The organism is Psychrobacillus sp. FSL K6-1415, from assembly GCF_038003185.1.
Taxonomy (GTDB): Bacteria; Bacillota; Bacilli; order Bacillales_A; family Planococcaceae; genus Psychrobacillus; species Psychrobacillus psychrodurans.
This window is the reverse complement of record NZ_JBBOOQ010000001.1, coordinates 64,043-75,662: the sequence shown is the minus strand read 5'-3', so window position 1 is coordinate 75,662 and position 11,620 is coordinate 64,043. Positions and strand designations below refer to the sequence as shown.

Annotated in this window: 10 protein-coding genes and 2 tRNA genes; 2 read left to right on the top strand and 10 right to left on the bottom strand. The window is 36.8% G+C overall.

Going from position 1 to position 11,620, the window contains the following annotated elements; all coding sequences use genetic code 11:
* Positions 1-28 precede the first annotated feature (28 nt).
* Complete coding sequence (locus tag MKY60_RS00350; protein WP_093496482.1) at positions 29-2,404, bottom strand: SpoIIE family protein phosphatase; 2,376 nt, start codon at positions 2,402-2,404, stop codon at positions 29-31.
* 226 nt (positions 2,405-2,630) lie between these two features.
* Here MKY60_RS00350 and MKY60_RS00345 point away from each other — a divergent pair.
* Both MKY60_RS00345 and MKY60_RS00340 read left to right on the top strand, forming a co-directional pair.
* Positions 2,631-2,704 (top strand) — tRNA-Met (locus MKY60_RS00345).
* Positions 2,705-2,711: 7 nt separating this feature from the next.
* Positions 2,712-2,783 (top strand) — tRNA-Glu (locus MKY60_RS00340).
* Positions 2,784-2,903: 120 nt separating this feature from the next.
* Here MKY60_RS00340 and MKY60_RS00335 read toward each other — a convergent pair.
* The 9 genes from MKY60_RS00335 to MKY60_RS00300 form a co-directional block, all read right to left on the bottom strand.
* Entirely contained in the window at positions 2,904-3,353 is a 450-nt protein-coding gene (locus MKY60_RS00335; RefSeq protein ID WP_241600572.1) for a DinB family protein, read from the bottom strand.
* A 132-nt stretch (positions 3,354-3,485) separates the two neighbouring features.
* Positions 3,486-4,691: an EAL domain-containing protein gene (locus MKY60_RS00330; RefSeq protein WP_241600574.1), complete on the bottom strand. Its 1,206-nt coding sequence runs from the start codon at positions 4,689-4,691 to the stop codon at positions 3,486-3,488.
* 216 nt (positions 4,692-4,907) lie between these two features.
* Positions 4,908-5,342, bottom strand: a complete 435-nt coding sequence (locus MKY60_RS00325; protein WP_093496479.1) for a S1 domain-containing RNA-binding protein — start codon at positions 5,340-5,342, stop codon at positions 4,908-4,910.
* Between the two features lie 139 nt (positions 5,343-5,481).
* Positions 5,482-5,877 carry an FtsB family cell division protein gene (locus MKY60_RS00320; RefSeq protein ID WP_090570827.1) on the bottom strand — a complete coding sequence of 132 codons (396 nt, stop codon included), beginning with the start codon at positions 5,875-5,877 and terminating at the stop codon, positions 5,482-5,484.
* A gap of 19 nt (positions 5,878-5,896) precedes the next feature.
* A complete protein-coding gene (gene yabQ, locus MKY60_RS21145; RefSeq protein WP_241600576.1) occupies positions 5,897-6,400 on the bottom strand; it encodes a spore cortex biosynthesis protein YabQ in 504 nt (167 codons plus the stop codon).
* Positions 6,397-6,699: a sporulation protein YabP gene (gene yabP / locus MKY60_RS00315; RefSeq protein WP_090570820.1), complete on the bottom strand. Its 303-nt coding sequence runs from the start codon at positions 6,697-6,699 to the stop codon at positions 6,397-6,399. Before yabP ends, yabQ begins: the two co-directional genes overlap by 4 nt.
* A gap of 790 nt (positions 6,700-7,489) precedes the next feature.
* Positions 7,490-7,780 (bottom strand): RNA-binding S4 domain-containing protein, encoded by a 291-nt coding sequence (locus MKY60_RS00310; RefSeq protein ID WP_090570816.1) that lies wholly within the window; start codon positions 7,778-7,780, stop codon positions 7,490-7,492.
* A gap of 9 nt (positions 7,781-7,789) precedes the next feature.
* Positions 7,790-9,247 carry a nucleoside triphosphate pyrophosphohydrolase gene (gene mazG, locus MKY60_RS00305; RefSeq protein ID WP_340928195.1) on the bottom strand — a complete coding sequence of 486 codons (1,458 nt, stop codon included), beginning with the start codon at positions 9,245-9,247 and terminating at the stop codon, positions 7,790-7,792.
* 13 nt (positions 9,248-9,260) lie between these two features.
* Positions 9,261-10,874, bottom strand: a complete 1,614-nt coding sequence (locus MKY60_RS00300; protein ID WP_340928193.1) for a putative polysaccharide biosynthesis protein — start codon at positions 10,872-10,874, stop codon at positions 9,261-9,263.
* Between the last annotated feature and the right edge of the window lie 746 nt (positions 10,875-11,620).

Sequence of the window (11,620 nt, the reverse complement as noted above, 5' to 3'; positions counted from 1 at the left end):
AGGCTAACAGGCACCTTCCGCTTTTCTTTTAGTGTACCATTTTTTCTTGGTATTTGGCTGTTTGACGTGGTGTGAAGAGGGACCATTCTGGTACTACATGCTCTACTTGCATGAAAATAACAGTACGATCGTCCCCTGGTAGTGAGTATGTCTCTTCTAACATTTTCACAAAACGTTCTGCATTCATGGATGGGTCCTGTAATATTTTTTGATAATATTGCTCCTGTTTTTCGACAGTCGTATTCCCTGAGAATACACCATCTGATAGCATGACCAATACATCTCCGTCTTTCAGGTCCATTTTTCTAGCTTCAATCGAGAAGGTCGGCAGGAAACCGAATGGGACGTGTTTGCTTTCTATTTTTCTCATTTCATTTCCACGTATGAGATATGTCGACATACTTCCAGCCTTCCAAGACCATAACTCCCCTTTTTGCAAATCTATCAGCGCCAGATCTACTGTCGCATAACTATCATTGTCGTTTTGTAAACTCATCATGTAATGGAGGGTATGCATTGTTGTTTCTGGATCCATTTTTTTATTTAAACATTCCCTCATAAACTGCATGACACGTCTACTTTCCCGGTGTGCTTCCACATCATTCCCCATTCCATCCGATAAGATAACCGCCATTAAACCTGGGTGTAACGGGAACACCGCGTGGGCATCACCCGAATAGATTGTATTTTTACTAGAGGATGTATACACATCATGCGTAATTTGAAAACGAACGGACGATTTACAGGTCAATTGAATATGTTCATATGGGTGGTGGATTTCTTTCATAGCCGTAATTTCAAACGGTTCATTCCAAAGTTCATATAATAGAGGCACTATTAAACGTTCTCCTACCATTTTTGCTCGTGCTTCAATAGGTAAACAACAAACAATCTCCATTTGTCCAATCTCTATGTTTAATACGTCTATTTGAAAGAAGGGTATATTTGCTTGTTGAAGTTTTTGTTTAATCACTTCCTCATGAGACGAGTACATTGTTATATTATTTTCCAAATTGTTCATTAGTTCACTCATGTGATTGCCCATATCTTTCAGTTTGAGTGCAAACATCTTTTTTCCGTGCTGTAATTCATATGTCAGCTGTTGTTTGGCTTCTTTTTCCTTCAACTCATGCATCACTTGAATTGGTTTTACACATTTATACTGAATTCTAGTCTCTGTTTGCATTCTAGATTTTTTAGGCTGTTCCTCCCACTCTTTTATCAATGCTGGCATACCGTTAGATTTCTCTCCCCAACACTTTTCGTATTGAAAACACGATTGACAAATAGGTAGTGGCTCTGTTTTTTCATCTTTTCTCAAAGCTTTTGAGTCAAATCTTTCCGATATAAATCTGGTAATGAAGTCGACAAAATGCTGGAATTCTTGGAGCTGATGATTTACTTTTTCCGTCATCCACTTTTGTCTTCTTAACAAAACACTTGTTGTATCCGGATATAACTGATTCCTCAATTGCTTAATCCATGAAGAAGGAACAATAAAAAATAATAGTGAGGCGATAACAAGCGATCCTATATAAACAGAGTCTAGAGGTAGTGTACGGTCATATAAAATAAAGAAAAACGTTGCGCCTAGCATACTAAAGGCTTGCCACAGTCTTCCAAATGGCTTATGCAGTCCTGCTAGGAAGCCTGTAACCGCGTAGACTGCAATCATTCCACTAAAGCTAAGTTTAGATATACTTAATATCGTACCTGAAAGCACCGCAACTACAGTAGCAAGTTGTACACCACCAATAGCTGCTGACACTGCAATTACTAGATGGGCTGCCATCAGCGGAATCGAAACATATCCAAATATATACGAAGACATTCCAGTTAAAACAAGTGCTCCTATGAGCAATGCCGCCCCCATTCTTTCTACCGTCCACCTTTTATGCAACAAGTCTGGAAACGGAAGGAATAACTGAAATAAAAATATTGTCATGAATAAACTTAATAAGCCTTCGTATGCAATAGCTAACCAAATAGAAACTGGAATCTCTCCACCATACGAAATAAACTGCCATACAATCTGTATACATACAACATCTAACAGTACAAATATAGGTAAAGGAATTTTATTAATAAATCGATTTTGATAAAATGGAAATATTAATGCCTGAATTGCATGTATAATTACTTGTCCAAACCCTAGAGTAAAACTACCCAGTATAGCACCTACAACTGTCCAAGGTACAAAGCGTTGAAACCTTAGATTAACTAAAGCCCATAGGGGGAGAAAAAACGGAACTGAGGCCTCGAACAATACAACCTGTGCTAGAAAAAATGAGAGTAGTAGGAAAACTATAGAAAAGAAAAGAGTAATTCTTTTAGCTTTAAAACCCTCCGTGATTCTTCTCAACGATATACTGCGTTTTTGTTCCTGTTCATAAATCGTCTTCAAAGCGAATACCTCCTATTCAACTATTGATGGAAGTATACCTATTATCGTCTCAAAAAGTATGTCTGTTTCTGACATGTATCTCAAATAACTTTTCGACGTCATCAGCTAATAAACTAAAAAGTTTAATTATTTGGAACAAACTTTCTTTTAATGTTTATAAAATTCCTTTAAAGAAGCATTGACACTTCGACAAAACGATTGTAATATATAATTTGTTCGGTAAAACGGCGGCCTAGCTCAGCTGGCTAGAGCGTACGGTTCATACCCGTGAGGTCGGGGGTTCGATCCCCTCGGCCGCCATAATTCCGGCCCCTTGGTCAAGCGGTTAAGACACCGCCCTTTCACGGCGGTAACACGGGTTCGAATCCCGTAGGGGTCATCTAATAAAAAGCAGTTCCTAAACCTATGTTTAGGAACTGCTTTTTTATTTTTGGATATATACAATTTGTCGAAGTCCTAAATAAAACCTCACAATCGGAAATCGAGGTTGAATCGCTACTTATACGGAGGAGATTTGTTCTCTGTGATGGTCGTCATGCTCTAAAAAACCGGTGAAGTAACTACGAATAGAGGATTTACTTTCTCCAATGTAAAAGGCTTTGTCCCATTCTATTTCATTCGTTTGCTGAAGCTTTTCGATAATATGTTGACGTTGTTTTTTTGCAAAAGAAAGGGTTTCTTTAAATGCTTGTTCATGCGCAAGGGCTGCGGCTTTTGCGTTAAATGTTTCGAAATCTGGAAACCTTTCAAGCTTTTCACCTTCTTTCATATTAGGCAAACGTTGTTCTAGAGTAAATCGATCCCATTCTGCAAGATGCATTATTATCTCATTTGGTGACCATTTCCCTTTGGCATATGGAGCATTTGCTTTCATTTCGTCTAATGTAGTCAAAGTGTCAAGCCACTGGATATATTCACCATGCGCTCTAAGTAGCTCTTCTTTTTTCACAGGATAACCCCCATTTATTTATATACCTTGGCCAAAAGTATAGTTATATAGTGAAATCTGTACAACGCTCAATTTCGCTTTAGTCAATCCGTATTTTTCAAAGGAGACAAGTAATTATGGAAGCGACTAAGCCTACCTAAAAATATTATGTCTAAACAAATAGTCGTACGATATATCAATAAACAAGTACTCACTATTATTAAGAGGGATTGAGAAAGTACGCATCATTTCGCCCGTAACAATGTCACTATACATGTCCGAAAACTCACCACTTTGGTCATTACGCATTTTTATAATAGTTTTTAAAAAATATGGACGCCAACTCCAGTTTTTATTGACTGCATCTTCTTGCACATCCCATTTTTTGTCGACACGCATAATATTAGGAGAAAGTTGGAATCCGTCTTCATCACAAATATATATTCGGAATGAACAATCATCTAGTTCTTCTGCAAGTAATAATAATTGCGCTACATTTTCGCTATTCGGATTTATAAGCTCAACTGCTTTTTCTAACATATTTTGCAGGTTTTTCAATTCATTGTATTTTTCTTCAAGTAATCGCTTTTCTGTCGTAATAAATTGTTGACACTTCTCTTTGAAATGATCTTTTAGCGAATCTTTTAAAATTATGTCTCTCTGAGCATCCGCTAGATACTTCCCTTGATAATATCGCCCTCCATTTTTCCATGCAAATTGAAGTTGATGCACACTATCAATTCCTTCAAACAACATATTTGCTCCCATTTTACGAGCCAGCGATCCTAAGGAAGCAAATAAGTCATTTTGCGCACTCCACGATTCATAGGTCAGTTTTTCTATATTTACTTTTAATATATTTGGTGACAACATTTTTATATAATCTATATGACTTTCAGAACCTACTTGATTTATAGCTATTTTCATACCGTATGTACGGTAATATCTGAGTATATTACTAAGTTGGCTAAAATCACCTTTATAATCATGTTCTGAAAGGACAAGTACAATTCGTGAAAGTGAATCCTCTGAGACATACTCATTTAAAATATTGAAGTAACTCTCTCCATAATCTAGTATGAGTAAATTTGCGTTGCATGGTAAATATATATCGTAGTCTTTTGTCTTTTCCATTAACTCTGAAAGGGCTAAACGAAGTATTTTATGTTCAATTTCAACACGATACTCTACTGGAATATCCTCATCATATGCTAAAGTGTTTAAATTAATAAGCTTTTCTTTATTAATAAGCTTTCCTAAAACTTCATAAGCAACAACAATATGTTCGTCCGCACTAAAAATTGGTTGATAATATGCTTTTATATGTTCTTTATTCGTTAGTACATCAATTGCATCCAACTTAAAAACCTCCTTGAAAGATCAAAGAATACCTATGTGAGTTAGTCTCATAACAAATTAGTTATGAAATTGATTTATGTTTATATAAATACTAGAGTTCACCTTACTTTAAGGATATGCTGAATCTCATATTTTGTGTACAAAAAAAGGTGTTAGCAAAGCCAAACACCTTTTCATCTATATGACATTTTTTCTACTTTTAAAACAGACAGCAAATTATCCTCTTTTAGCGCCTCTGCCACCGCGCTTAGATTCTGTCGCGCGCTTTAACGTAGACAAACGATCTTCGCTATCCTTCAAGAATCTAGTCATTTTTTGCTCAAAATTCTCTTTCATTGGACGATCGCGATCATTTGGACGATTATTGCCACCACGTGGACGTTGAGGACGTTCGGGTCTCTCTGGTCTTTCCGCTTGAGGCTTTGCTTTTCGAATAGATAATCCGATTTTGCCATCCGCTTCAACATTCATCACCTTAACTTCAACAACATCTCCAACCTTCAGATGCTCATTAATATCTTTTACATAATTGTCCGCCACTTCACTAATGTGAACTAGACCTGTTGAGCCTCCTGGTAGTTCGACGAATGCTCCGAAATTTGTGATTCCTGTTACTTTACCTTCTACCTTGCTGCCTACTTCAATTGACATAAAAAAAATGCTCCTCCTTAAAATTTAAGCGACTCTTTTTCGAACTTATATGCTTTTTACATACAAATCCCTACCCTTATTATAGCTAACAAAAAAAGAGTGTCAATAAGACTACTCTTTTGCTTTTGGTTTTTTAAAATTATTTTTCCTCTTTACCAGGTAAAGTGAATATAATTTCACCCTCCTCTGAAAGGAAATACTGCTTTCTTAATAGTTTGCCAATGTACTCATCGTCGTTCAACTTTGAAATTTGCACTTTAAGCATTTCTTGCTCTTCTTTCACTTGCTCCAACTCTTGAGCCACTTGTTCTTTTTGCAATTGTTTTTCTTCATATGCACTTTTACTGTTCAGTAAGGTAGATATTAACAATCCAACTAGTGCAACAGATAAAATTGTAAACATGAATAATCTTCTCGCTAAACGAACCTTTTTTGCTTTATTTCGATTTTCTTGGCGTTCGATAGAGCGAACATAATCAGTATTAATCGATGCAATTTGTTTCTTTACAGGTACGTTTCTTTGCTTCTCACTCATTTTGCTCTCTCCTATCAAACTATTTCATTTTTTTAGTGTACTTTCTATTATAACGCATGTTTGGCTTTTTCTGAAGGGCCAAATGCCACGTTTTTTGAAATAAAAAATGAAATGGTTTGAAAATAAATGAGATAAGCGTCCATATAAGCAAAAAAGTTTTATTAACTACTAACCAGATGAAACAAATTATCCACCAAATTGGTTGGATGATTAGGCGTAAAAAGATTCTACCAATTAGACGAAACACTGGTTGAAATAATTGATCGTATAAGAGAATACCTACAATTTGTGCAAGCGGATCATAAATTCTCCATACGCCATCTCGTACTTCAAAAAGTACAAAAAAAGAACATAGTCCAAGTGCAATCCAAACAAATATTTCAAGAACAATACGATATTTATAAACGTAGGAACGCCTAGGGAAACTTCCCGTTACAAAGCGCGTCCCTTCGATTATTGCCCCTACCAATATCCCACTAAAGACCATTAGTAACAGACTAAAGAATTGTAATGAGAGTGTCATCCGAATAATTTATGAAGTAATCCTCTAGCGCCGTCTAAACTTTGCTCTTCATCATATTGCATCGCCCGAACGATTCCTTCCAGTGTTAGTAATCCTTTATCAACATCCAGATGGACAATTTTTAAGTCTTCTCCCTTGATGTGAAGTATACCTTGAGAAGTTCTCACATAAAATTCTTGTTGATCGAATCTTTCAATAGATTTTACAGATGTCAGGTCCATACGTTTACGATTTCTAAGAGAAATCAAGTGGTCCCCCGATGGAATTGTGATAGTTTGGTTTTCTGCTTGATATTGCATATATACTCTCTCCTCTCCTTGTCCTACTTTATTGTATGCGCATAAAAAAAAAGCATGACAACTACCATGATTTTTTTCTAATTTTATAAGAAACTATTTAATTTCTATTTGGTATTACTAAAGATTCCATTGCACTTGGAAATTAAGGGATCAATTCTACCGAATATAAATACTTCTGATTTCCATTTCAGGTGGAGCATTCCGAGGGGTGAGATGAGCTATCACCTTCACTAACGCGTCGTTGTGATAGCTCATCTGTTTCACTTATCCCGCCGGAGTCGCCAACTTTCACTCAATCAATCAGTGTGTAATACTCCACTATAAGATATAGCATAGCTTATCACTTAGATAATAAGATTAGTCCAAGTTAATGTAGGGAAAAACCATTTGCGATCATTGTTGACCTAGAAATGCGATTATTTCATGATGAATGAAGGAATCAGACTTTCTTTTTACTAGTGGAAAAAAAGAGAAGCAGTAAGTATTTGCCTCATAAAGAAGCAAAGTAACTCACGAAATTACATCTTCGTGAGCTTCCCCTATGAATAGGCAAGTATCTTATCTCTAGTTATCCAAACATGCACTAACCTGTTTTTTAGCTTTGTAGGATGACAACGGACAGGCAAACGCCATAAGATTACCGAAAAAAAGTGATATTGGATGTGACGGACGTCACAACCAATATCACTAAAAATTCACTCGGTAATCATATAGCAAAACGTTTGTCCAAAGCACTTCGAAAACATTAGAAACAAGTTTTGACCTTAAAGGAGCTAGAGTGTTTTTCTTATTAATCTTCATCATCAATAAATTCTGGATCTACTTTTTCTAATCTCTCTTCTTTTATAATCGTAAACATCAATGAAGCTTCTTCTTTTTTTGCAGAGTCTCTAACCGCATCAACCGTTGCAGTTACCACTTTTTGTCCGAACCTAATTGACAATTCATCTCCGGCTTTCACATCTGAGCTCGCTTTTGCTACTTTTCCATTAATTGTTATTCTACCTTGGTCCGCCACTTCTTTTGCTAATGTTCTACGCTTTATAAGTCTGGAAACCTTTAAATATTTGTCTAATCTCATTTTTGCTCACTACCCCTCTAATTTTTTTGCATCTTTCCAATATTGGTCTAGCTCTTCTAAGGTATAATAGGAAAAGTCGCCTTTTCCGTTCTTTACACTCTGTTCTATAAATTGGAATCTGCTTTTAAACTTCTTATTAGCCTGAATCATAGCTTGCTCTGGAGATAAACTATAAAAACGAGCTAAATTTACAATTGTGAATAACACATCACCTAATTCATCTACTTGAGAGTCCTTCGTACCCTCTGCTAATTCTATCTTCCATTCGTCCAATTCTTCCTCGAACTTTTCCCAAGCACCAGAAACATCAGGCCAATCAAAACCTACCTTCGCAACTTTTTTTTGATAATTAAAAGAAGTAAGTAAGGATGAATCAGTTCGCATTTCCCCTTCTAACAATGAATCCGCAGAGTTTCTATTTTCTTCGGATTTTATTTGTTGCCAATTACGCAGAACATCCTCTGTGTTATCTGCTTTTACATTACCAAATACATGAGGGTGCCTACGAATCATCTTGTCTGCAATAGAGTTCAATACATCCTCCATACTAAAGTATCCGTTATCTTCTCCTATTTGGGCATGTAAAAATACTTGTAACAGGACGTCGCCTAACTCTTCTACTATATGATCATCATCCTCCTCGTCAATCGCTTGCAGAAGCTCATACACCTCTTCTACGGCATACTTCTTTAAAGTTGTATGTGTTTGTTCCTTATCCCAAGGACACCCGTTAGGACCACGCAGTTCTGCTACAATTTGACGAAGAGTTTGCCACTCTTTTAAGCGATTTTCTTTTTCATGAATTGGAGGAACATATAAGGTAGTTAAATTATCTAACTTCATCACTCGGTCCAATTCAAATAATGGAACTTTCGTTAAACTTTCGGCAGTAGATCCTGCAGCAGTGACAATCGTTACTACATAATCATCAGGATATTTTTCCATTAGTGTCAGCTTTACTTCAGATGCACTAAATGCGTCATATACCTGTCCAATAAGCACATGTGCATTCATTTGAACTTCATCACGCTTGAAGCTAGTACCGTCAAGTAATTGAAAACCTTCAATTGGGTCAATTCGCAAAGCACCAAAAATGGGGTCTAGAAAACTTTGGCCACCTTCTATACGAATTTTAACCTTCTCTTGTTTTTCTGCTTCTATTAAAAGCTGGACTGTTTGTTCGGCAACTAACGGATGACCAGGTACAGCGTATATAATTGAATGCTCCTTTGCTAACTCTAGAAGTTGGCGTACAATCTCTTCATAGACACCTTCGAACTGGTCATTTTTTTCATATATAGCATCGAAACTTGTAAAGGATAGGCCTTCTGCTCTTAATTCCTCCAAAACTGGGTGTTGCTCCGTTCGAACATATAAATATTGGGCGGACTTTAACTTTTTATATATACCTAATAGCAACTGTTCTAAATCACTTGCTCCAAGGCCAATTATCGTAATTTCATTCATTTTACTCACAACCTTACTTTTCTTTATTTAACCAAAGCTGAAAAGTAGCCATCCTTCTGCCAAATGGCAATAAAAACCACTCTTTTTCTGCTATCACACGTTTTTTTGCTATGTTTACTAAAAAAACTGTGGCACCGAGCATAACTGCAGTTAGCGAAATTACAATCGATTGAATTCTACTAGAGAGATTATCAAATAATACAGCATCTCCTAATATTATATAAGCTACCACACACACTATCATCAAAATAGATGCTTTTAAAATTCCTTTATAGAAAACTGCTGGAGCAAATTGGATATTCCAAGTCTTTTTAAAATAATAACACATTAACACATAGATAATCGCTAAACTAATATTCCCTGAGATAGCTGCTCCTAATACTCCATACGTAGGAACTAGTATGCTATTTAATAGCCACTTACTCAAGACCCCGAGCAACAAGAAAAGTGTAGGAATCTTTACCATTCCACTACCCTGTAGCATAGCCATTAAAGTAAGGATTAAAGACATCCATACAATTTGAAAAGAAAAAACCATTAAAGTCGTAGATTCCTCTTTTGTTTGAAATAGCATCTCATTGACGTATGGGAGTACAACAATTAGCCCCATCGCTGCAGCAACTCCAAACGTAAAAGCTACGCGATACGTTAGTTGCATGAATGGGACTGCCGTTCTACCCGAACCTTTTCCCATCCGATGTGCTACTAATGGAACGATAGCTAAGGAAAGTGTAGAGGCTATGACGATCCCTAATTGCACAAGCGGTTGCCCTCTATCATAGACTCCTTTTTTCTCCATTGCCTGATGTTTATCCATTCCACTTTCTACAAGAGTCTGAAAAACCGTAAACGAATCGACCAGCTGAAACAGTAAGAATAGTAATGCACTGATACTAGCACTTATACTAATAAGTGTTAAATTTTTTACAATTGTCCAAATTGGAACATCATCTGTTTTAACCGTTTCCTTCTTTGGTCGTTTCAAAGATTTCCAATAAATAGAGGAAAGTAGTATGACACCCGCAAGTTCTCCTGCTACTGCACCGTACATAGCCATACTTCCAGCTTTATATAAATCAAAACTATTGGAAATGATAAGCCACGTACCAAATAAAATGACAAAAACACGAACCGCCTGCTCCACCACTTGCGCATAAGCGACCGGTTGCATGCGCCCATCTGATTGAAAGTCTCCCTTGAGCACAGCAAGCATTGGCATCAGTAAAATTACGTAGGATCCAGCTTTCAATAACTGGGCAAGATTTGCATCACCCATAGCTTTTGCAAGGAACCCAGCTCCCATAAACAATAAAATAAAAAATATAATAGAAATAAATCCAATATAATAAAAAGCTATCCTCTTTACCCTTGGAATAGCGTAGTCTTTCCCAAGTACTTTATAGTCCGACAAAATTTTAGACAAAGCTACTGCGAAACCAAATGAAGTCCAAGTAGTGATAATGCCGATGAACGGATACACTTGTTGATAAATATAAAACCCTTCATCCCCCACTAAATTTTGAAAAGGCACCCGGTAAACGGCACTAAGTAATTTGACGATAATAGCCGCAATCGTCAGCATAGCTGCACCCTTCATATAAGTTTTCATATTCCAGTCATTACCCATAACCAATCCTACTCCCATAATACGATAGGAATATTATACTCTAGAAAAGCGCAAGCGCCTATGTTTGCACCGAAAAGCGTTGGAAGAATGGCGATAAAGGCGTACTTTGCCTTTATCCGACATTCTGAAACGTCTCGAGGTGCAAGGCGCTGGAGACTAGACACTATAAGAAATGCGAAAGGCGCCCGTTTAGTTGTGAAATGCGCTGGAAGGATTTCAGGGAAAGGCGTACTTTGCCTTTCTGAAAACCTGAAGCGACTCGAACAACTGGCGACTGGAGTCTGGACACTACTAGAAAAGCGCAAGCGCCTATGTTTGCACCGAAGAGCGTTGGAAGAATGGCGATAAAGGCGTACTTTGCTTTTATCAAAATAGATAAACCGTGTAAAGAAACCCAGTTTTTTAGTTCAAAATGAATCAGTTTCTTGCGTTTTCGAAGTGCTTTTGGACAGACCTTTGCTATACTATAACCGATTATTTTAGAGAAATATTGGTCATGACTGACGTCATAACCAATATTACTTTTCGCGGTAATTTTATGGCGATTGTCTATGCGTCGCCCTTCTACAACTACAGGAACTGCTTTAGTACATTTTTGTATAATGAAAGAAAAGATACATTCTAATTCATTGAGTAAGCTCTCGAAGATGCAATTTCGTTCGCTATTTCGCTACTTTATTAGATAGACAATAACTATCTCTCTTCCTCCTCCATTACAGAATAGTATCTATAATTCAATAGTCGAA

What these genes read in the sequence shown, in the direction of transcription:
- MKY60_RS00325 (WP_093496479.1), bottom strand. Translation starts at nt 5,342, where the DNA reads ATGTCAATTGAAGTAGGCAGCAAGGTAGAAGGTAAAGTAACAGGAATC.
- MKY60_RS00320 (WP_090570827.1), bottom strand. Translation starts at nt 5,877, where the DNA reads ATGAGTGAGAAGCAAAGAAACGTACCTGTAAAGAAACAAATTGCATCG.
- yabQ (WP_241600576.1), bottom strand. Translation starts at nt 6,400, where the DNA reads ATGACACTCTCATTACAATTCTTTAGTCTGTTACTAATGGTCTTTAGT.
- yabP (WP_090570820.1), bottom strand. Translation starts at nt 6,699, where the DNA reads ATGCAATATCAAGCAGAAAACCAAACTATCACAATTCCATCGGGGGAC.
- MKY60_RS00310 (WP_090570816.1), bottom strand. Translation starts at nt 7,780, where the DNA reads ATGAGATTAGACAAATATTTAAAGGTTTCCAGACTTATAAAGCGTAGA.
- mazG (WP_340928195.1), bottom strand. Translation starts at nt 9,247, where the DNA reads ATGAATGAAATTACGATAATTGGCCTTGGAGCAAGTGATTTAGAACAG.
- MKY60_RS00300 (WP_340928193.1), bottom strand. Translation starts at nt 10,874, where the DNA reads ATGGGTAATGACTGGAATATGAAAACTTATATGAAGGGTGCAGCTATG.